17 protein-coding genes are annotated in these 20,606 nt (G+C 70.5%); 4 read left to right on the top strand and 13 right to left on the bottom strand.

Annotated features, from left to right (window positions below):
• Window positions 1-5 precede the first annotated feature (5 nt).
• The 3 genes from HNR30_RS35345 to HNR30_RS35335 all read left to right on the top strand — a co-directional run bounded on the left by HNR30_RS35345 (window position 6) and on the right by HNR30_RS35335 (window position 4,011).
• Window positions 6-1,874, top strand: coding sequence for a fumarate reductase/succinate dehydrogenase flavoprotein subunit (locus HNR30_RS35345; protein WP_181614439.1), 1,869 nt, complete (start codon window positions 6-8; stop codon window positions 1,872-1,874).
• Window positions 1,871-2,626, top strand: coding sequence for a succinate dehydrogenase/fumarate reductase iron-sulfur subunit (locus HNR30_RS35340; protein WP_181614438.1), 756 nt, complete (start codon window positions 1,871-1,873; stop codon window positions 2,624-2,626). The genes HNR30_RS35345 and HNR30_RS35340 overlap by 4 nt, the downstream gene beginning before the upstream one ends.
• 173 nt (window positions 2,627-2,799) lie before the next feature.
• Entirely contained in the window at window positions 2,800-4,011 is a 1,212-nt protein-coding gene (locus tag HNR30_RS35335; RefSeq protein ID WP_181614437.1) for an MFS transporter, read from the top strand.
• On the opposite strand, the gene HNR30_RS35330 is transcribed toward HNR30_RS35335, so the two are convergent.
• From HNR30_RS35330 to HNR30_RS35285, 10 genes are all read right to left on the bottom strand, one after another.
• Window positions 3,977-5,116, bottom strand: a complete 1,140-nt coding sequence (locus HNR30_RS35330) for a hypothetical protein (RefSeq protein ID WP_181614436.1) — start codon at window positions 5,114-5,116, stop codon at window positions 3,977-3,979. The two genes, HNR30_RS35335 and HNR30_RS35330, sit on opposite strands and share 35 nt — an antisense overlap.
• 73 nt (window positions 5,117-5,189) lie before the next feature.
• Window positions 5,190-6,416, bottom strand: coding sequence for a hypothetical protein (locus HNR30_RS35325; protein ID WP_181614435.1), 1,227 nt, complete (start codon window positions 6,414-6,416; stop codon window positions 5,190-5,192).
• 45 nt (window positions 6,417-6,461) lie between these two features.
• A complete protein-coding gene (locus tag HNR30_RS35320; RefSeq protein ID WP_181614434.1) occupies window positions 6,462-6,854 on the bottom strand; it encodes a (deoxy)nucleoside triphosphate pyrophosphohydrolase in 393 nt (130 codons plus the stop codon).
• Window positions 6,855-6,858: 4 nt separating this feature from the next.
• The gene (locus HNR30_RS50420) at window positions 6,859-7,953 is read right to left on the bottom strand and encodes a C40 family peptidase (RefSeq protein ID WP_312894852.1); all 1,095 of its coding nucleotides are present in this window, start codon (window positions 7,951-7,953) and stop codon (window positions 6,859-6,861) included.
• Window positions 7,950-8,570: a hypothetical protein gene (locus tag HNR30_RS35310; protein ID WP_181614433.1), complete on the bottom strand. Its 621-nt coding sequence runs from the start codon at window positions 8,568-8,570 to the stop codon at window positions 7,950-7,952. The genes HNR30_RS50420 and HNR30_RS35310 overlap by 4 nt, the downstream gene beginning before the upstream one ends.
• Window positions 8,571-10,814, bottom strand: a complete 2,244-nt coding sequence (locus tag HNR30_RS35305; protein ID WP_181614432.1) for a type IV secretion system protein — start codon at window positions 10,812-10,814, stop codon at window positions 8,571-8,573. It lies immediately after the preceding gene.
• Window positions 10,811-13,273 carry an ATP-binding protein gene (locus HNR30_RS35300; protein ID WP_181614431.1) on the bottom strand — a complete coding sequence of 821 codons (2,463 nt, stop codon included), beginning with the start codon at window positions 13,271-13,273 and terminating at the stop codon, window positions 10,811-10,813. The genes HNR30_RS35305 and HNR30_RS35300 overlap by 4 nt, the downstream gene beginning before the upstream one ends.
• A 64-nt stretch (window positions 13,274-13,337) precedes the next feature.
• Window positions 13,338-15,962: a TcpE family conjugal transfer membrane protein gene (locus HNR30_RS35295; RefSeq protein ID WP_181614430.1), complete on the bottom strand. Its 2,625-nt coding sequence runs from the start codon at window positions 15,960-15,962 to the stop codon at window positions 13,338-13,340.
• A gap of 43 nt (window positions 15,963-16,005) precedes the next feature.
• Window positions 16,006-16,266, bottom strand: coding sequence for a hypothetical protein (locus HNR30_RS35290; RefSeq protein ID WP_220134401.1), 261 nt, complete (start codon window positions 16,264-16,266; stop codon window positions 16,006-16,008).
• An 81-nt stretch (window positions 16,267-16,347) separates the two neighbouring features.
• Entirely contained in the window at window positions 16,348-17,055 is a 708-nt protein-coding gene (locus HNR30_RS35285) for a conjugal transfer protein (RefSeq protein ID WP_312894851.1), read from the bottom strand.
• A gap of 661 nt (window positions 17,056-17,716) precedes the next feature.
• Here HNR30_RS35285 and HNR30_RS35280 point away from each other — a divergent pair.
• The gene (locus HNR30_RS35280) at window positions 17,717-18,325 is read left to right on the top strand and encodes a hypothetical protein (protein WP_181614427.1); all 609 of its coding nucleotides are present in this window, start codon (window positions 17,717-17,719) and stop codon (window positions 18,323-18,325) included.
• Between the two features lie 26 nt (window positions 18,326-18,351).
• On the opposite strand, the gene HNR30_RS35275 is transcribed toward HNR30_RS35280, so the two are convergent.
• The 3 genes from HNR30_RS35275 to HNR30_RS35265 form a co-directional block, all read right to left on the bottom strand.
• A complete protein-coding gene (locus tag HNR30_RS35275) occupies window positions 18,352-18,663 on the bottom strand; it encodes a hypothetical protein (RefSeq protein WP_181614426.1) in 312 nt (103 codons plus the stop codon).
• 66 nt (window positions 18,664-18,729) lie between these two features.
• Window positions 18,730-19,806 (bottom strand): redox-regulated ATPase YchF, encoded by a 1,077-nt coding sequence (gene ychF, locus HNR30_RS35270; RefSeq protein ID WP_181614425.1) that lies wholly within the window; start codon window positions 19,804-19,806, stop codon window positions 18,730-18,732.
• 45 nt (window positions 19,807-19,851) lie between these two features.
• Complete coding sequence (locus HNR30_RS35265) at window positions 19,852-20,532, bottom strand: hypothetical protein (RefSeq protein WP_181614424.1); 681 nt, start codon at window positions 20,530-20,532, stop codon at window positions 19,852-19,854.
• Window positions 20,533-20,606: the final 74 nt, after the last annotated feature.

Genomic DNA, 20,606 nt, shown 5'->3' with positions numbered 1-20,606 from the left:
CTGCAGTGGAAATCGAACGTCACGACTACGACGTCGTCGTCATCGGCGCCGGCGGAGCAGGACTCCGGGCCGCCATCGAGGCCCGGCAGCAGGGCAAGCGCACCGCGATCGTCTGCAAGTCGCTCTTCGGCAAGGCGCACACGGTCATGGCCGAGGGCGGCGCCGCCGCGGCCATGGGCAACGTCAACTCCGACGACAACTGGATGGTGCACTTCCGCGACACCATGCGCGGAGGCAAGTTCCTCAACAACTGGCGCATGGCCGAGCTGCACGCCAAGGAGGCGCCCGACCGGGTCTGGGAGCTGGAGGCCTGGGGCGCGCTGTTCGACCGCACCAAGGACGGCAAGATCTCGCAGCGCAACTTCGGCGGCCATGAGTACCCCCGCCTGGCGCACGTCGGCGACCGCACCGGCCTGGAGCTGATCCGCACGCTGCAGCAGCGTGTCGTCGCGCTCCAGCAGGAAGACTACGAGACGCACGGCGACTACGAGGCCTACATCAAGGTCTTCGCCGAGTGCACGGTCACCCGGCTGCTGAAGGACGGCGACGCCATCTCCGGCGCGTTCGGCTACTGGCGCGAGACCGGCAACCTGATCGTCTTCGACGCCCCCACGGTCGTGCTGGCCACCGGCGGCATCGGCAAGTCCTACGTCGTCACCTCCAACTCCTGGGAGTACACCGGTGACGGCCACGCCCTGGCCCTGCTGGCCGGCGCGAAGCTGATCAACATGGAGTTCATCCAGTTCCATCCCACGGGCATGGTCTGGCCCCCGTCGGTGCGCGGCATCCTGGTCACCGAGTCCGTCCGAGGCGACGGCGGCGTGCTGCGCAACTCCGAAGGCAAGCGCTTCATGTTCGACTACATCCCCGAGGTCTTCAAGGACAAGTACGCCACCTCCGAGGAGGAGGCCGACCGCTGGTACACCGACCAGGCCAACAACCGCCGCCCTCCGGAGCTGCTGCCGCGTGACGAGGTCGCCCGCGCCATCAACTCCGAGGTGAAGGCGGGACGCGGATCACCCCAGGGCGGCGTCTTCCTCGACGTGTCCACCCGGCTGCCCGCCGAGGAGATCAAGCGGCGCCTGCCGTCGATGCACCACCAGTTCAAGGAGCTGGCCGACGTCGACATCACGACCGAGCCCATGCAGGTCGGCCCGACGTGCCACTACATCATGGGCGGCGTGGAGGTCGACGCCGACACCGGCGCGGCGGCCGTCCCCGGCCTGTTCGCCGCCGGCGAGGTGTCGGGCGGCATGCACGGCTCCAACAGGCTCGGCGGCAACTCCCTCTCCGACCTGCTGGTCTTCGGCCGCAGGGCGGGCCTGGGCGCCTCCGACTACATCAACGGGCTCAAGGTGCGCCCGAAGGTGAGCGAGGCGTCGGTCGAGAGCGCCCGCAAGGAGGCGCTGGCTCCCCTGGAGCGCACCGGCGAGAACCCCTACGAGGTGCACCAGGAGCTCCAGCGTTCGATGAACGACCTGGTGGGCATCATCCGCAAGGCCGGCGAGATCTCGGAGGCCCTCGAGGTCATCGAGAAGCTCAAGGAGCGGGTGCAGCTGGTCGGAGCGGCAGGAAACCGGATCTACAACCCCGGCTGGCACCTGGCCCTCGACCTGCGCAACATGCTGCTGGTCTCCGAGTGCGTGGCCAAGGCGGCCCTGCTGCGCGAGGAGTCGCGCGGCGGCCACACCCGCGACGACTTCCCGGTCATGGCCGCCGACTGGCGGCGCAAGCTGCTGGTCTGCTCCACGACCGACGGCTCCGGCGTCACCGTCGTGGAGCAGGCGCAGCCCGAGATGCGCCAGGACCTGTTCGACCTGTTCGACCGGGGAGAGCTGAAGAAGTACCTCACCGAGGAAGAGATGGATCGATGAGCTACAAGGCGAAGTTCCGCGTCTGGCGCGGTGAGGGCGGCGAAGGCAAGCTCGAAGACTTCACCGTCGAGGTCAACGAGGGCGAGGTCGTCCTCGACATCATCCACCGACTCCAGGCGACGCAGGCGCCCGACCTGGCCGTGCGCTGGAACTGCAAGGCTGGCAAGTGCGGCTCCTGCTCGATGGAGATCAACGGCAAGCCGCGGCTGGGCTGCATGACCCGCATGTCCACCTTCACCGAGGAAGAGGTCATCACGGTCACGCCGATGCGGACCTTCCCGGTGATCAAGGACCTGGTCTGCGACGTCTCGTTCAACTACCAGAAGGCCCGCGAGGTGCCGTCCTTCACCCCGCCGAAGGACGTGCGGCCGGGCGAGTACCGCATGAAGCAGGTCGACGTCGAGCGCTCGCAGGAGTTCCGCAAGTGCATCGAGTGCTTCATGTGCAACAACGTCTGCCACGTCATCCGTGACCACGAGGAGAACAAGGCCGCCTTCTCAGGGCCGCGTTTCCTCATGCGGATCGCCGAGCTCGACATGCACCCCTACGACGTGGCCGACCGCCAGGTCTCGGCCCAGGAGGACCACGGCCTGGGCTACTGCAACATCACCAAGTGCTGCACCGAGGTGTGCCCCGAGCACATCAAGATCACCGACAACGCGCTCATCCCGATGAAGGAGCGCGTGGTCGACCGCAAGTACGACCCGCTGGTCTGGCTGGGCAACAAGATCTTCAAGCGGAGCAGCAGCTAGAAAACCCCTTGCGCCTGCCGTACCCAGGGATCGATCATGGGTCGGCAGGCGCACGCATGTCGAGAGGAGACGCCAGTGAGGGCAACACCCGCCGCCGTTCACTCCTCTGGCGTCGTGGTGTCCATGTCCTAAAAGGCGCCGGAGGGTCCCTTCCCGACCCCTGGAGCCTTTCCTTGCATGCTCGTCCGCTCTACCTCCTCATCTGCGGCGCCACCGCTTTCGCGGGAAGCACCGCCTTCACCCTCAACCTCGTCTACCAGGCGACCGTGGCCGGGCTCAGCCCGCTGCAGATGATCCTGGTCGGCACCGTCCTCGAGACGGTGTGCTTCCTCGCCCAGATCCCCACCGGAGTCCTCGCCGACCTGCGTTCGCGGCGGCTGTCGGTGATCGTCGGGTATCTGCTCTTCGGCGCCGGCATCATGATCGAGGGCCTGGTGCCCGCCTTCGCCGCCATCATCGTCGCCAACATCGTCTGGGGCATCGGCTTCACCTTCGTCGACGGCGCCCAGGAAGCCTGGCTCGCCGACGAGGTCGGCCCGGAGGCCGCCGGCGAGGTGATGCTCAGGGGCGGCCAGGTCGCCCAGGCGGCCTCCGTCGCCGGCATCGGCGCCGCCGTGGGCCTGGCCGCGTTCGGCCTGAACGTGCCGATCGTGGCCGCCGCCTGCGTCTGGATCGCGCTCGGGCTCCTGCTGATCGCCGTCATGAAGGAGGACGGCTTCACTCCCCCAGTACGGCAGGCGGGAGCGGCCATGCGCGACGCGTGGCGCTCCATGGCCGGCCACACCCGCACCGCCGCCTCGTCCGTGCGCCGCGACCGCGCCCTGCTGCTGGTGCTCGGCGCCACGCTCTGCACCGCCTTCGCCAGTGAGGGCCTCGACCGGCTCACGCAGCCCTTCCTCATCGAACTGGGCCTGCCGGGCCCTGTGTGGTTCGGCGCGATCGCCGTGTGCGGTTCGCTGGGAGCCATCGCCGTCACCGAGGTGATCAGGCGGCGGATGCGCGATGCCTCACCCGACCGGGTGCTGCGCGCGGTCGCGCTGCTGCGGGCCGGGTACGCGGTCGCGACCGTGGTTCTGGCGATGACGGGGGCGTTCTGGCAGGCGGCGGGTGTCGCGGTGGTCATCACGCTGCTGCGGGCCGCCACCGGGCCGCTGATGGGCGGCTGGCTGGCCGTCCAGACCGAGTCGGCCACCAGGGCCACGGTCTACTCGCTGTTCAGCCAGGTCGACTCGGGCGGCCAGGTCGTCGGCGGCCCGCCGCTGGGGCTGATCGCCGAGCGGTTCGGCATCCGTGCCGTGCTGGTCACCGCGGCCGGGGTCGTGGTGCCCGCGATCGCGCTGCTGGCCGCCGCTAGCGGTCGTGTCCGGGGCGGGGTTCCTCGATAGTGCGATCGGGGACCTGGTAGGTGATGGTGCTGTCGTCGGAGTCGTCCCACGGCAGCCCATCACCGTGCTCGGCCGCGGAGGCCGCCGCGTGCCGGTCGTCGTAGGGGGCGTCGCCGCCCGGCGGGATGTCGTGCGCCGGCACCGCGGGCTCGAACGGGTCGCGGTACTCGGCCACCGGCTCGGGCTCGTAGTACGGCTCCGGCTCGTAGTGCGGCTCGGGCACGGGCTCGTAGTACGCGGGAGCCGGCTGCGGCTGGTGCAGGCCCGGGTCCTGGTACCCCTGGTGGCCGTAGGCGGCCGGGTCGGGGTAGCCGCCCTGGGGACCGTACGGGCCGTACGGCATGTGCACCGTCGGGTAGGTCTGCACCGGCACGAGGCTGATGATCGGCGCGTAGGCCATGCCCGGATTGCCCTGGTAGGGACCGGTGAAGCCGGGCCCAGCCGGATAACCGTCGCCCGGCTGCGGCTGCGGTCCCGCCTTCCGTACGGCCGCGGCGTGCGCCATCTTGCGCAGCCGTCCCTCGAAGATGAGCACCGCGAACAGGGCCAGCAGCACCAGCACGAGCGCCGGGATGGCCAGCTTCTGCGTCAGCCCGGTCTGGTCGAACTCCGGCTGGGCGTTGCGCGCCTCGAGCTGGACCTGGTCGCTGACCGTGGAAGGGGTCGCATTGGTGCTCGGCGCCGGCGTCTCGGGCTCCGCGGAAGGCAGCTGGAGCACCGGCTCGGGCGCCTCGGAGGTCGTCGGCACGATCGGCGCCTGCGTCGGCTGCTGCGCGGGCGGCTGGGTCGGCTGCTGGATCTGCGGCTGAGGCGTCGGGGTCTTGCTGGCCTTGGGCGACTTGCTCTTGCTCGGGCTCGCGGTGACCGTCTGGGTCACCGTCACCTCGGTGGGCGTGATCGTCGGCGTGGGGAGCGTGGTGGTGACCGTGATGGTCACCTCGGGGTTCTCGCACACCCCGGACTCGTTACACGGCGGCTCCATGCCGGGATCCAGCCGGAACACGGCCGCGTTCGCTCCCTGCGCGATGAACGGAGTCGCTGCGGCCGCACTCAACCCCATGGCCAGGAGCAGCGCGGATGCGGCCGTCAGTCGCCTGGACGCCACCTGTATCCCTCCGCACACCCGAATCCAAGGTCAAGGGAATCCTAGCCGGGTAAAAGTAACAGTAAAGTGCGAATTACGATACAGCTTGCGTCCTGCGGCGAATCCGCAGCAGCTCGCGGCGCGAGATCGCCCCGCAGCCCGCCCACAGGGCGACGACGCCGCCCAGCACCAGGGGCCAGCCCGTCCAGCCGTCGGCGAAGCTGATCGGCGCCGCCTCCGCGGCGTTCTTGCCCGCCACGTTCACCTCGCGCGGCAGCGGGGCCGCCTGGATCTGCGGCGCCGGGATCGGCACGCCCGCCGACGGCGCGGCCAACGGCAACCTCAGGCCGGGGTCGTTCCACAGACCCTCGGCACGGGAGGGCTCGGCCAGGCCAGAGGTGGCCGGGTTCACGCCCACGCCGGGGCCCGCGGCCGCGGCACCGGGGGCCGCCTGGAGCGGCTCGGCGGCGAGGTCTCGGGCGCCCTTACCGGGCCGGTCGAGGCCCCGCGGGTGGCCGCCGAGGCCACCGGGCCTGCCCCCGGGGTCACTGGGCCTGCCCCCGAGCTCGCCCGCCTGACCGAGAGCACCCTGCCCGAGATCCTGGCCGTCGTCCGCCTGCCCGCTCGTCTCGCCGCTCGCCTCGCCGCTCGCCTCGCCGCTCGTCTGCCCGCCGAGGTCCTGAGCGCTGGAGGGCGGCTCGGGCACCTGCCCACCGAACTCGGCGGGCGGGTCCGCCGCAGCTTCCATCCCGTCGCGCCCCACGGTCATCGTCGTGGTCTTGGTGACCATCTCCGGCCGCTCGGCCTCGCCGCCCTGCCGCTGCGCCACCGCCGCGAGGGTGACCACGTCCGCCCCCTCCGGCACGGTGAGCCGCACGTCCATCGCCCGCTCCCCCGCGGACTCGCGCAGGGTGCACACCCCGGCCGCGCCCGCCTGCCGTACCTCGGCCGGAGGTTCGGGCGACGGCGTCACCGGCACCTGGCTCCAGTTCCCCAGGACCACGTCCGGCGACGACTGCCGCACCTCCTGGGTCGCGACGGCGGCCGCCGCCGGGGCACACGTCACCCCCGACAACGCCGCAGCGGGATTGGTGGCCACCGCGAGCCTCGTGTCGTGGGCCGTGCCCTCCAGCCGGATACGGAAGCGCAGCACGTCGCCGGTGCGCACCCACTGCGCGCCCTCCGGCGAAGGCTCGTCGATCCGGTCGACGGCGAGCCGCATCGCGGCGTCGTCACCGGCCATGGCGGCGCTGGAGGTGAAAACGGCCCCGAGCATCAGCGCCCCGGCCACGGCCCACCCCTGCTGTCCCCACTGGTGCATGTCGTTTTACCCCCGAAACATCACACCCAGTAGTGGTTATGTCACTTAGGGGAGGATCCTAACCCTGTCTTCGACAGCTTTCATGACGGGTAGGTCGGCGGCGAGCCACGGCACCGCGTAGTACTCCTGCGGCGCCAGCCAGCGCAGGGCCATGTGCTCCTTGGGCACGGGCACCCCGGACAACAACGTCGACAGGTACACCCGCATCACGTAGTCGCGGGTCAGCGGCCAGTCGCCGCCCACCTGCTCCCCCACCGCGATCTCGACGCCGAGCTCCTCGCGGCACTCGCGCACCAGCGCCTCGACGTCGCTCTCGCCGGGATCGACCTTGCCGCCGGGGAACTCCCAGCCGCCGGCCAGCTCGGGCGGCTCGGCACGCTGGGCGGCCAGCACCCGGCCATCAGAGATGATCGCCGCGGCGACCACGACCACAGTCATGGGACTAGAGCGTATTCTGCAGCTTCTTGAGCTGCTCCAGGACGTCGGGATTCATCAGCGGCCGGGTGAAGCCCACGAGGCTGGTGCGGTCGTCGTAGGTGGTCACCTTGATCGGCCCGCACAGCCGGCAGCGTGCCTCGACCATCTTGCCCTTGGAGACCACCAGCCCGACGTGCCCCGGATTGTCGGGGCCGGTGCCGGGACCGGCGTTGAAGAAGACGAGGTCGCCCGGCTGCTCCTGGCCCGGATTGATCCGCACGCCGAAGGGCCACTGGGTGAAGGTCGTTCGCGGGATCGACAGGCCCACGCTCTGGTAGGCCATGTAGATGATGCCCGAGCAGTCGAAGGCGTCGGGGCCGGTGCCGCCCCACAGGTACGGCTTGCCCCGCTGCGCCAGGGCGTAGGCCAGGATGCGCTTGACCAGGTCGTTGGGGGCCCCGGCGACGATCGGCTCGTCGCACAGCGGGTCCGCCTCCGGCGGCACCTTGACCTCGCCGCTCTTGGCGTACTTCCCGGCGATCTCCATGACCTGGTCGACGTACCACCAGGCGCGGTTGTAGACGAACAGCGCCCGCCGGACGTTCTCCGGCGCGCCGTTGCGCTTGAGCATCTTGGCCGCGCCCAGGATCGCGTCGGCGGGGTTGTAGACGTCGCCGATGCCGTCGCCGTCACCGTCGGAGGCGTAGCCGTTGAACTCCTCGCTCATCGACAACTGCGCCTTGCCGCCCCAGGTGCTGATCAGGAACTGCATCGGCCCGGCGGCGCCCGCGTAGTTCGTCCCGCTCTTGACGCCCGGCAGGTCGGAGCGCCCGTGGTCGGTCTCGCGCTTGCCCACCGCGGCCAGCACGTTCCACTGCACGCCGATCTTCTCGCCGTGCTTCTTGTACAGCTCCAGCATGCGCTCGGGGATGTCGGAGACGCCGGTGTCGGAGACCTCCTCGCCCTGCACCGCACCGGGCTTGCAGTCGGCGGGGTCACCGCCTCCGCTGCCGATGAAGGAGGGGATCGAGGTCATCAGCATCGGCGACATGACGATGACGAGGAGGAGCACCGCGGCGACGCCGATCGCCACGGCGATGCGAGAAGGCGACGCTTTCACCCTTGGGCGTCCCCGTCCTGTCCCTCGGTGGCCGGCTGCAGGTCGAAGACCCTCCAGTCGGAGCCGACCCTGGTCACCGTGACCGCGTAGTCGTCGGCGTGCGCGGAGGCGCCGTTCTTGGTCGTGCGCTGCTGGGTGCCGTTGATGACGAAGACGATCGAGTTGCGCTCGACCGTGCGGATGCCCTTCAGCTTGCCGGTGCCCTGCGAGACGACCTGGTCGTCGCGGTTGCGCTCGACGGTGCCCGGCGAGGTGAGGGTGCGGGTCAGCACGTCACCCAGGCCGCCGGTGGTGAACGTCTTGACCCGCGCCGCGTACGCCGCGGGGTCCTCGTCGTAGCGGAACGTGCCGTAGGCGGCGGTGAACCGCTCGGCCAGGTCGGCCGCCGCGGCCAGCTGGTCCTTGGCGACCGGCAGGTAGTCGTAGATCTCGAAGGGCCTGTCGGTGGCCGTCGCCAGCGGACGGCTCGGCTCCCCGGCCACCACCGCGGTCGGTTGCCCGGTACGGCCGGCGGCCGGCTCCTCCGGTCCTGAGGTTCCCTGGACGGTCAGATAGACACCCACGGCGACCATGACGGCCACGACCCCCGAGAACAGCAGGACCCTTCTGTCGGCCATTTACTCCTTCTCCGGCTTGTTGGGCTTGAGCCAGAACGGCACCGGCGGTTCCTCACCGCCCCGGCCGCCGCCTTCCCTGCCGTGCAGCCAGAGAGGTGGCGGCTCGGACGAGCGCGCCCTGGGCACGTCGGCGCTGCGCGAGCCTCCGAAGATGCTGCCGCCTGACGAGGCGCGCTCGGGCGGCCGGGTGTTCCCCGACGACCTGGAGCCACCGCCGAACAGGCCGCCGCCCGAGGACCGGCCTCCCGACGAGCGCGAACCTCCGCTGGAGCGCGAACCGCCGCCGAACAGGCCGCCAGAGGAGCCGCGGTTGCCCGAGGAGCGGCTGCTGCCACCGCTGCGGGATGCCCAGCCGCCCGCCCTGCCGCTGAACCAGCCACCGCCGGAACCGCTCGAAGAGCCTGAGGAACCGCCTGAGCCGCCGCTGGACACCCGGGGACCGCCACCAGACGGCCGGGAGCCGCCTGCCGTACCAGGGCCTGCCGTACCGGGGCCGGACGTGCCTGGGGCGCCCACGCGGGGCCCGCTCGTCGCGGCGGAACGGGTCGGCGTGCCGCTCAGGTTCAGCGGCGGCGCGGAACCCGAGCGGGTGGCAGCGGCGGGACGCGTGCCCGCCTTGCCCGCCTGCTCGGGGTTGAGCGGTGCGGCGGCGGCGGGGATGCGCGTGCCGGACGGCGACGCGCCCTCCTCGCCGCGGGCGCGGCCCTGGGCGGTGGAGGCCGCCGCCGCCGCGGCGACACCCGCGGCGCCGCCCGTGGCGGTGGCCGCGATGATCGGCTCGGCCTTGCGCAGGCCCCACTTGCCGACGCGGGAGGCGGCGACCGGCGGCAGCGCGATCGCCGAGCGCTCCAGCACCGGCGAGCTGGCCGCCTCGCCGAGCATGCGGGTCGTGATCGTGTGCCCGCTCATCGACGAGAACAGGTGCTGGAACGGCCTGCGGTAGAAGAAGACGGCGATCGTCAGCAGCGCCATGAACAGGATCTGCAGACCCCACGACATGTTCGTCGACATGATCAGCGCGTAGCCGTACACCAGGACCGACAACACCAGCGCGAGCACGGCCTGGCGGAGCAGGGTGCCGACCAGCATCTCGACCCAGCGCATCGCGATGATGCGCCCGCTGCCCGGGTGCACGCCGATGAGCAGGAAGACCGGCCCGAGAATGAGCAGCAGCAGGAACCCGACCTTGAGCACGAGCAGCGAGACCGCGACCAGGAAGATCAGCAGACCCGCGACGAGCGCCGCCAGGAGCGCGCCGATGGCGACGCCGAGCCGGTTGGTCCAGTCCTTGCCCTGCACGATCTGGAAGCGCGGGTCGCTCTTGAGCGGATCGACGATCCCCACGTAGGCGGCCTGGTGGGCGCTGCTGTTGGAGGGCTGCCCGAGCTCGGCGGCCTCGATGGTCTGGATCTCGAGCATCTTCAGCCCGAAGTCGCGCACCACCGGCTGCTGCGGGTCCGAGGTGCCGAACTGGCCCATCAGCCACGGCTTGCAGACCAGGGTGGACCACAGCGCGTTGGCGTTCTGGTCGACGCCGGTCGCGCTGTTGCCGCCGAACGTGGTGCCGCCGCCCGGCGCGGGCAGGCAGTCGGTGCCCTGGGCGCCGGGCAGGCCGGAGAAGGCGGAGTTGATCACTTCGCCCGTCTTGTCGGTGACGAGCTTGCCCAGGCCGGTGAAGTCCTGCGGGCGGGCGAAGAACCAGGTCGCGACCGTCACCGCCAGGACCATCCAGACCACGCCCTCGACGCTCACCGAGGCCCGTTTGCGCAGCAGGCCGTACCAGGCCAGCCAGATCGCCGCGAGCAGGATGATCGGGGTCAGGTACGGCCAGTAGAGCGCGTCGGACAGGTTCTTGACGATGTCGTCGACGACGTCCTTGATCGACTGCAGCGGGCCCTCGCTGGCGGCCGCCTGGTAGGTGCTGATGGTCAGCTTGTCGATCGACTTGGCCCACAGGAAGATCGTGTTGGCCCACGAGTTGCCGAAGACCGCCGCGATGTCGGAACAGCCCAGCTCGTGGGTGTGCCAGAACTGCCCGGCCATGCCGAAGCGGTTGTAGTTCGTGGTGGCCGGAGTGCCCTCGGTGGCCGGCGGCTGCAGCAGGCCGTCGACGCTGGAGCCGACCACCTCGGGCGTGAGGTCCGGCGACAGGTCGCACGGGCCGTCGGCCACCGCCGATCCGGGCATGACGAAAAAGCCGACAAGCAGGAGCAGAACCACAGTCCACAACCTGCGTCGTCTCATGAGCGCACCTCCCGCATAACTCCCCCTTGAAGATCATGCCCGTTGTCTTCGGGTTTGTCGTGCGTAGGGTTCGTGTCGAGCCAACGAAGCAGCTCATCGGAGATCAGGTCTACTCCGATCCGCCCGGCCCTGCCATCCAGATCACGGAAAATGCATTCCCCGTTGCCCAGTGATCGCAGCACGGCCTTGTGCTCCTCCGAAGCGTCGACACCCAGGAGCGACATCACATGGTCGACCTCGGTGCGCTCGGTGGAGCGGAAGGCGAAGACGCTCGACAGGCAGTTGGTCACCTGCTCGTTGAGCAGGTCACCGGCGTTCTGTGAGACCAGCACCAGCGCGGTGTTACGGGACCGGCCCATCCGGCTGACCTCGGGCACCAGCTTGGCGCCCTCCGGCGTCGAGGTGATCGCCCACGCCTCGTCCAGGAAGATCGCCTTGGGCGCCCTGCGGTCGAGGCCGTTCATCAGCCTGCGCGCGAACTGGGAGACCAGGTAGAGCAGGGCGACGCTCAGCCGCTGCTCGTAGGAGTAGTCGTCGCGGCCCGTCGCCACGTCGGGCAGGGTCAGGCCCTGCAGCGTGAAGACCGTGGTCCAGCTCTCGGTGTCGATCTGCTCGCCGCCCGACGGGTCGAAGCAGAGCCTGGCCAGGTGCATCTCCGACATCGAGCGCAGCACCGCGCCCAGGTTCTTCGACGCGGCGTCGTCGGCCTGCTCCAGGAAGTCGACGACCTTGCCCAGGCTCGGAGCCTCGGCGTTCGACACCGCCGAGACCGCCTGGACCATCGCCGACTCGCGTTCCTCCGACATGCGAGGCAGCAGCAGCCGCAACGTCTCGGTGGCCATCATCTTCTTGGTGGCGATGTCGTCGCCGAACGAGAACGGGTCGAGCAGACCGGGCGAAGCGCTTCCGAGCGGGATGATGCGCGCCTTGCGCTCACGCTTCTGCAGCAGCTTGACCAGCGACGCGGCGTCGCCCTTCGGGTCGATCACCGCCACCGTGACCCCGCGCAACGCCATCTGGTAGATCATCAGCAGCGCCAGCGTCGTCTTGCCGCCGCCCGGCTCGCCGGTGATCGCGATCGCCGTCGGCCGGTTACGGCTCGCCGCCACCAGCGGGTCGAAGTGCACGATGCTGCGCGCCCTGCCGATGGTCTCGCCGATGTACGGCCCCAGCCACGCGCCGTCGTCCATCCGGTCGCCCAGGTCGACCGTGGCCGTGGCCATGCCACCCGCGATCGTGCGCAGCGGCTGGCGCTGGGCGTAGGCGTTGACCGTCACCTTCTCGCCCGGCAGCGACTCGCGGAACAGCGAGAACTGGTCACCGGTGGAGTTGACCACGTCGATGCCCATGTCGCGGTAGTGCTCCACGACCGCCTCGACCCGCTGCAGGCACATCGCCTCCGTCGGGCCCGACACGATCAGCCGGTGCCAGCCGTACACGAACGGCAGGCGCTCCTTGGTGATGCCGTGCTCCAGCATGCGCGCCGCGTCGATCTGCTCTGCCAGCGCGATCGGCGCCTCCGCGCCCGCCTCGCGGATGTGGATGTCCATGTCGCGGGCGTGCGCCAGCTTGCGCGCCACATCCCGGCTCGCCTTGACCGGCGGGATCAGCCGCATCCGGGAGGAGACCTCCACCGGGAACGGCAACTGGTCGGCGAAGTGCATCCACGGTTCCCCGTCGGGGAACGGCATCAGGTCGGGGAAACGCGCGAACGACAGATGAGCGACATACGCCTCACCCTGCGGCTGCACGAACCTCAGCAACGACCTGCCGTTGTGGATCTGCCCCTCGACCAGCGCCTCGATCTCACCCTTGCCCCAGCGCCGCTTCGAGCTCGCGCTGGCGGGCGGGTCGCCGACGCTGCCCGCCGCCGCGTGCTGGAACAGCCACGCCACCTCCGTCGACGCCGCGTGCCTGGCATACAGCGAGCTGGAGGCCAGCGCCCGGCCCAGCCGCTCCGCCTGCTCGGTCCACTTGGCGATCTCGCTGTCGGGCACATGATCGTCTTCCAGGCCGAGCGCCTTCTCCGAGCGCTGGTAGAAGCCGAACAACTGGCTCAGCACGCCCTGGCCGATCTGCCTGCCGCGCGGGCCCAGCCGTACGCCGAGATAGACCTCCTTGGTCCAGAAGTCCTTCGCCCAGACGTGGGAGTACATCTCCTCCAGGTAGTCGCGCCAGCCCGCGCCCTGGTCGGAGGTGGAGTTCAGCGCCAGCGCCCACTCCGCCGCCGGATAGGTGCGGTGCGCGACCCGCAGATGAACCTCGGCGTCCGGCATGCGGATCGCCGCCAGCGCGATCGTGACGTTCGTCGCCAGCGCCTCGCGCTCCTCCGGCGTCACGAACTCGTAGCTCACGGTCGGCAGCCGGAAGTAGGCCCACGCGCAGGTGTCCGTCAGCAGAATGCGGTCGTCGAAATACCGGACCGCAAGGCGGCTGTGCGCCTTGGAAGCCCTGCTCACCGGCCCTCCTTCATCGGGCCGATGAGGAACACACCCATGTTCATTCGTTCACCTGCAAGCTCGCTCACAGCTCACCGATTCTCGCACCCGGAGGGTCACCCGCCAGCTCCCTGTCCTTCACCGGTTGTGCCTGCGCCTTCGCGAAGGCGGCCACCACCACGCCCGCCAGGGCCAGATACGCCCTGCGACCGGCGTTGCGGAGCTGGTCCAGCTCCACCGGCTCGCCGGTGACCGCCAGTTCGTCCTCCCACGGGACCCGCACGATCGCCCGCACCCTGCCCCTGGCGACCGACTCGGCCTGCTCCACATCGCTCATCGTCCGCCTGCTGACCCCGTTGACCACCAGGACCGCACGCCTGCGCAGGTCGGAACAGCCATGCCCGTCGAGCCAGTCGAACGTCATCGCCACCGCGTCCGCGCCGTCCTCGCTCGCCGGCACCACCAGCACCAGCTGGTCCGCGTACGGCAGCAGCCTGGCCGCCAGCGCCGGAGCCGGATCCAGGACCGACAGCTTGTAATGGCGGTCGAGGACCTCCATGGCCTGGCCCAGGCGATGCTCCGAGAACAGCGTGCGATCGGCCAGCCGCTGCTCGGCACCCGTGCTCGTGTCGGCCGCCACCACCTCCAGGCCCGACGGGGTCCTGGTGGTGAAGGCCCGCATCGTCAGGTAACCGCTCACGCTGCCCAGACCGCTCAGCAGGCTCGTCAGGGTCTCCGGGGACTCCTCGATGATCCTGCTCGTCAGCGTGCTGTCACCGGTGCTCGCGTCAACGGCCAGCACCCGGTCGTCGCGGTGACCCGCCAGGGTGTGGCCGAGCATCAGCGCCGTCGTGCTCTGACCGGCGCCGCCCGTGCAGCCCAGGACGACGATCCGGCGGCTGCCGCTGAAGACGGCGCGCGTCCTGGCCTCGTCGATCTCGGAGCCGTCGGCGTGGACGCTGTTGTTGCCGACCACGACCTGCGCGATGCGCCGCCAGCCGCCCGAGGTGTCGCGCCCGACCACGGACTCGACGCGCCGCACCCTCTCGCCGGGACGAGGACCGGGCACCTTGCGCTCAGGAGGGACAACCTTGGGCGCGGCCGGGGGCGTGGCCGGGGTGGCGGCGACGGGCATGTCGACGGCGGGCTTGTCAGCGGTGGACATGTCAGCGGTGGGCATGTCGACGGAGGGCACGGAAGCAGCGGGCTTGGCAGCGTCTGGCTTCCCCGCCGCAGGCTTGTCGGCGGCGGGCTTCCCCGTCGCGGGCTTGTCGGCCGGCCACACGCGGTCGGCACCGAGCAGCGGCGTCACCGGCGGCGCCGTGGGCAACTGGCGCGGCGGCTGGCCCTTGCGGTGCTGGCTCCTGGCCCTGTCGTCGTCGGCCACCGGCTCCACGGGCGGCGGTCCCAGGCTCGGCCGCTGCTGCCCGAGCTCGGGCGCCCTCGCCGCCGGCGCCTCCGCACTCGCCGCCAGCTTCCGCAGCCTGCGCAACGCCTCGTTGTCGATCGGCTTGCTCGCCCCAGGCGCGTGAACCACGGGCGTCTCCAGCGCCGGAGGCACCTCGCGCACGGGGGTCGCCGCTTCCCGCGCGGCGACCTCACGTACGGCAGGCGTGTCGTCGGCAGCGGGCACATGCCGCACTGCGGGAGCTTCCCCCACCTCAGGCTCGTCCTGCGTGACCGGCACTCCCCGCGCCTCGGGCGCGTCCTGCGCGACGGGCAGGTCCCGCACGGCAGGCACATCACGCACGGCAGGCACATCACGCACGGCAGGCACGTCACGCTCGGGGGCCGTCTCCGGCGCCCGTGCGGCAGCCGCCTCGCGCTGCTCCGCCTCACGTGCAACCGCACCCTCGTCCCGCACCCGCTCCGGCCGAACGCCCTCCGCGGCCCGTGCGGGCAGCTCCTCGACGCGCCCCCGCGCCATCGCCTCGACCCCGCGAACGGCCTTGGCGATCGCCTCCGCCCCCCGCTTCTGCCCGGCCGTACCGGTGCCTGGCGCGGGCATCCCCAGCGCGGGCGCGGCGGCGCGGCGCTGGGCGGTGCCGCGGTCGGCGGCGACGCCGCGCACGGCCGGGGGCTGGGTGGAAGCGGGCGCCTGTCCTGAGGAGGCCTGCGCCGCAGCCTGGGCGACCGCCGGCCGTACGGCACGCGCCGTCGGGGCGGCACCGCTCCTGGAGCCCGCACCGGCCTCGGCCGCCCGAGTTCCGGCCATGCGTGTCTCTGCCGTACGCACCTCGGCGGCGCGGGCCTTCGCGGCGGCGCGGGCGCTCGCCTTGGCCGTGGCCTTCGCGCGGGCCTTGGACGGCGCGGCGGCGCGGGCCTTGCGGGTGGCACGCTCGGGCAGGGCACGCCACACGCGCCCCGTGAAGTAGACGGTCTCGGGCTCGCCCTCCGGCGCCATGCGGCACCACACGCGGGGTTCGCCCAGGTAGCGGGCCTGCGACTGCATCAGCTCGGTCAGGCGCTTGTTCTCGATGACGGGCCGGGTCGACAGCCAGGTGACGATGCCGGGCGGCACGAGGTAGAGCACGTGCCACGGCGCGTCGAAGGGCACGCCGACGATGGCGAGCAGGAACGACCACGGGGCGAGCACTCCGACGAACACGCCGATCCAGACGATCGGCAGCGGCATCGGCAGCCGTAGGTCGTACAGCTTGTAGAGCCGCTTCTCGATTCGCCAGATATTGGTATAGGTGGGCAGGTCCACGCGGTCCTCCTCTCAACCCGTCGTCACGTGCTCGGGTTACCGCTCACTTGATGCCCAGCGCACCCGCGATCGCCCTCGCCGTCACCTCGATGATGTTGGGAACGTAGAAGATCACGCCGATCGCCACAGCCAGAATGAGGAACTGCACGAATCTTGTGATCTCCCGCGTGAAGAGGAAGAACAGCGCGACCACCGAGACGATGACCAGGAACAGGGGCGCGAAGAACGAGCGGAGGAAGTTCGCCAGCCCTCCGGTGTCGATGCCGGTGGGGGCCGGGGTGGGCGTGGCGGCCAGCCCGGACATCTCGGCCAGGTTCAGCAATATGGTTTTCAAGATCACTTCTCGTCCTCCCGGGGGGTACCAATCAGCAGCACGGCCGTGCTTCTATCCAACGGCTCGGCCGGCGCCGCGAATGGCCTTGACGTACCACTTGTCGCCCTGCTTCACGACGGTGAGACGGTAGGCCTGCTCCAGGCGACCCGCCATCGCGCTCGGGTCGGCGGGCGTGGGCTCCACGGACTGGCCGCTCGCGCCCGGAACGCCCCAGACCACTACGGCCTGGATGTCTCGGCTGGTGGCATCCCCCACAGGTACCACGAGGTCTTTCAGCTCGACGAAGGTGAACGCTCCGCCGAGGTTGGGCAGGTTCGTGTCGGTGGCCAGGTAGCGCTGCAGCTGCACGCCGGAGGCGTAGGCTCCGAAGAACTCGGCCAGCTGGGGCCGCAGTTCCGCCTCGACCACCTCGTCGGCGTCGAGCTGGGCCACGACCGGCAGCTCCGCGGGAGCGGGAGCGGGCAGGATGCCCGGCTGGCCGGAGACCGCGAAGCCGGGGAGCCGGCCGTTGCCGTCCCACACGAGCGGGATGGCCGCCTGGTAGCGCTTGTCGCCCGACTGGAAGCTCACCGTGACCACGACGTTGTTCGAGTCGATCGTCTCCACGCCCGCGGGCTGGAGGTAGGCCGCCTGCAGCCGCCCGTAACCGTCCCACCCGAACTGCTCGGTGGCCTGCGGCGACAGGTACGGCTTGAGCCTGGCGGCCCTGATCGACAGCTCGGCGGGATTCAGGTCGAGGTAGAGGTGCGCGAATTGCACCGCGAAGGCCTTCGCGGCCTCTGTCGGAAACGGATTCTTCTCATTTCCGACATTTCCCGACGAAGCGCTCTGCGGTTGAGTGAACCTGGTGACAATGGCGACGACCCCATTGGCCAGAACGACCAGGATCAACGCCCACACAATGACCCGGCCCGTCGCCACCAGCCAGCGCCCGCCGCCACCCGACCACCCTCGCCTGGCGGACCTGCGGGACTCGAAGTTGGACGTTTCCGGGCGCGCCGAAAGCTCGGGGTCGCCAGCGATCCGGGGATCGTGCTGGACAGTGGACCTTCGAGCCATCACGCCCTCCGCTCGCGCCGTCCCCATCGGGACCCGGCGCGGTCTGAAGATGTCACATTACCTGTCGCGGCAATTCTTCCAGGAAAGCCACGCCCATGCTGCAGGCATCGCCGTGCCGGAGCAAACCGAGTCTGCATGACATCTCGGAGTGCCCTTCCCTGTCCGATTACCGTGGAAAATGCGCTCGACCTGGAGCGATGCTGTCAAGCCCGTATCTCGACAGTCAGGTAATGCTGTCCATAGGGCTCAGATACCATCCCAATCCAGGGCATGATGGGTGTGCTCGGGGTCACACCATGCCGCTCTCCTCCCAGCGCACCACGACCGGGGACGCCGGTCAACCGTGGTGTTGGATGACGGCGTGAACGAAGATCCCCTCGTACGGCTCCGCGACGCGGTCGCCCGTACCCGCGAACTCGTCCGTAATCGCGCGGCCACGGGCCTCCACCACGAGGAGGCCGACCCCGCCATCGGCACCATCGGCACCGACAGCGCCCGCGGCTTCGACCCGTTCCCGCTCCTGGAGGCCCTGCACGGCCACGGGGCCAGGGCCGTGGTCATCGGTCAGGTGGCGGGCATCATGCACGGGTCCGCCGAGCTGACCGGCGACCTGGACCTGTTGTGGGACGGCGACCCCGGCCAAGCCGCCGCCCTCGCGGCGGCCTTCGTGTCGGTGGGAGCGGTGCTGAACGACGACGACGGCGCACCGGTGCCGTGCGAGCCGGAGTCGTTCCTGCGGCCCAAGGTGCAGTTCACGACGGCGGGCGCCAGCGGGGACTGCTGCACGCCGGCGCTGCCCTGGGGGGAGCTGAGAGTGGCGGAGCTCCTGGAGCGGGCGGTGGTCGTCGCGGGCGGCGGGATCGAGGTTCGCTACGTCGCGCGGGAGGATCTGATCGCGATGAGGCGGGCCGTGGGGCGGCCCAAGGACGTGCGCCGGGCCGATGAGCTGGAGGCGCTGGGCGCTTCGTGAGCCATCGGCCGGCGCGGAGAAGCGACTCAGGCGGGCTCCGGGTCCCCCGCCTGCGAAGTCCGCCTCCGGGCGTGCAAGTCGACGACCTTGCCCGACACCACCGCCTTACGGGGGGCGACCCGCTCCAGACACCCCCGCAACTCGGCGAGCAACTCCGCGGGGTCCTGCCCGTGCAACCGCCGGGTGAGCTCCTCGCGCTCGTCCATCTTCCGGCGCAGGTAGGCATCCCGGCTGACGCGCAGGCCGTACATGAGCTCGACCCTGAGGAGCGCGAGCTCCTCCTCCAGGCTGATGCCCACGAGCGTGGGTCGGCGCCTGCTGAGTATGCGGCGGATCATGGGGGCCCTCCGATTCGTCTGTGACGATTGGACGCCGGGGAGCCCCGAGTGGTTGACGTGGAATCGTCAAACGTTAAAGCGAAATTCGACGACGTCCCCGTCACGCATGACGTAGTCCTTGCCCTCGATGCGCGCCTTGCCCGCCGATCGGGCCGCGGCCAGCGAACCGGCCTCGACGAGGTCGTCGAAGGAGGTGATCTCGGCCTTGATGAACCCGCGCTGGAAGTCGGTGTGGATGACCCCGGCGGCCTCGGGCGCGGTGGCGCCCTTCTTGATGGTCCAGGCGCGGGCCTCCTTGGGCCCTGCGGTGAGGTAGGTCTGCAGCCCGAGCGTCTCGAAACCGACCCTGGCCAGCTGGGAGAGCCCCGACTCCTCCTGCCCGACGGACTGCAGCAGCTCCAGCGCCTCCTCGTCGGACAGTTCGTACAGCTCAGACTCGATCTTGGCGTCGAGGAAGACGGCCTCGGCGGGGGCGACGAGGGCGCGCAGCTGGTCCTTCAGCGCGGCGTCGGTCAGCTCGTCGGCGTCGAGGTTGAAGACGTACAGGAACGGCTTGGCCGTCAGGAGGTGCAGCTCGCGCAGCCCTTCGAGGTCGAGCCCGCTCTCGAAGACGGTCTTGCCGGTCTCGAGCACCGCGATGGCGGCCTCGACGGCTTCCAGGGAGGCCTTCCTGTCCTTCTGGACGCGGGCCTCCTTCTGCAGCCGGGGCAGCGCCTTCTCGCAGGTCTGCAGGTCGGCGTAGATCAGCTCGGTGTTGATCGTCTCGATGTCGCGCTTGGGCGAGACCTCGCCGTCGACGTGGGTCACGTCGGGGTCGGTGAAGACGCGGATGACCTGGCAGATCGCGTCGGTGTTGCGGATGTTGGCGAGGAACTGGTTGCCGCGCCCCTGGCCCTCGGAGGCGCCGCGAACGAGGCCCGCGATGTCGACGAACTCGACCTTGGCCGGCAGGATCTTGGCCGAGCCGAAGATCTCCGCGAGCGTGCCGAGACGCGCGTCGGGCACGCCGACGATGCCCACGTTGGGCTCGATGGTGGCGAACGGGTAGTTGGCCGCCAGGGCGTTGGCGCTCTTGGTGAGTGCGTTGAACAGGGTGGACTTGCCGACGTTGGGCAGCCCGACGATCCCGATGCTGAGGCTCACGAGCCCTCCTTAGGTCGGCCTCATGAGCCGATGACTGCGATGCGCCTAGAAGTTTACCCGTAGACAGGTGAGCGGCCGGTGCGTGCTCGTCAGGTAGCGGTTCGAGCCGTCAGGGCAGGCGGACGGCCGTTCCGCGAAGGCCGTCACGTGCGCCCAGGCCTGCTTCGACGCGCAGGGAACCCTCGACACCCTGTCGTCGCGCGGCCTGCCGACGCAGTCGCCGACGGCCGGCACCGCGCCGCCCTCGCCCAGGCACACCACGGTCCCCGAGAGTTCGAGCGCGTCACGGGTGCCGGACGGGCACCGCTCGGGCACCACGGCGACGGCTCTGCCGTACCAGCCCTCGGCGGCGCAGGGCCGCTCCCGCCCGTCGGACGTCACGCAGTCGCCCGCCCGCACGACGCCGCCGCCCATGCCGGGGTCGCCGGGGTGCGGGGCGCGGTGGTTGCGCAGGCAGGCCGTACGGCCCTGCCCGATGTCGACGACGAGGTCGGTCTGGGCGGGGCACGGATCGGCGATCGCGATCACGGTGGCCACGCCCGCGTCGCAGGGCACGAGGTCGAACCGCGATCCCGTACGGCTGGCACACGACCCTTCCGCCCATCGGAGGGTGAGCTGCGGCCGGGCGGGAGGCGGCTCCTCCTCGGCACGTCCGGCGAGTGAGGCTCCGACGAGGGCCACGGCCGCCGCGGCGACCGCCACGGTCGCCGCGATTGAGACGATCATGCGCAAGCCGGTAACCATATGTGTACTGTGAGTGACAGAAGTGTCGGCGCACAAGCGGAACGAGCAAGGCGTGT

The organism is Nonomuraea soli (genome assembly GCF_013761175.1).
Taxonomy (GTDB): Bacteria; Actinomycetota; Actinomycetes; order Streptosporangiales; family Streptosporangiaceae; genus Nonomuraea; species Nonomuraea soli.
This window is presented reverse-complemented; position numbering and strand designations above follow the sequence as displayed.

What these genes read in the sequence shown, in the direction of transcription:
- HNR30_RS35325 (WP_181614435.1), bottom strand. Translation starts at nt 6,416, where the DNA reads ATGCACCAGTGGGGACAGCAGGGGTGGGCCGTGGCCGGGGCGCTGATG.
- HNR30_RS35310 (WP_181614433.1), bottom strand. Translation starts at nt 8,570, where the DNA reads ATGGCCGACAGAAGGGTCCTGCTGTTCTCGGGGGTCGTGGCCGTCATG.
- HNR30_RS35340 (WP_181614438.1), top strand. Translation starts at nt 1,871, where the DNA reads ATGAGCTACAAGGCGAAGTTCCGCGTCTGGCGCGGTGAGGGCGGCGAA.
- HNR30_RS35275 (WP_181614426.1), bottom strand. Translation starts at nt 18,663, where the DNA reads ATGATCCGCCGCATACTCAGCAGGCGCCGACCCACGCTCGTGGGCATC.
- HNR30_RS35265 (WP_181614424.1), bottom strand. Translation starts at nt 20,532, where the DNA reads ATGATCGTCTCAATCGCGGCGACCGTGGCGGTCGCCGCGGCGGCCGTG.
- HNR30_RS35305 (WP_181614432.1), bottom strand. Translation starts at nt 10,814, where the DNA reads ATGAGACGACGCAGGTTGTGGACTGTGGTTCTGCTCCTGCTTGTCGGC.
- HNR30_RS35320 (WP_181614434.1), bottom strand. Translation starts at nt 6,854, where the DNA reads ATGACTGTGGTCGTGGTCGCCGCGGCGATCATCTCTGATGGCCGGGTG.
- HNR30_RS35290 (WP_220134401.1), bottom strand. Translation starts at nt 16,266, where the DNA reads ATGTCCGGGCTGGCCGCCACGCCCACCCCGGCCCCCACCGGCATCGAC.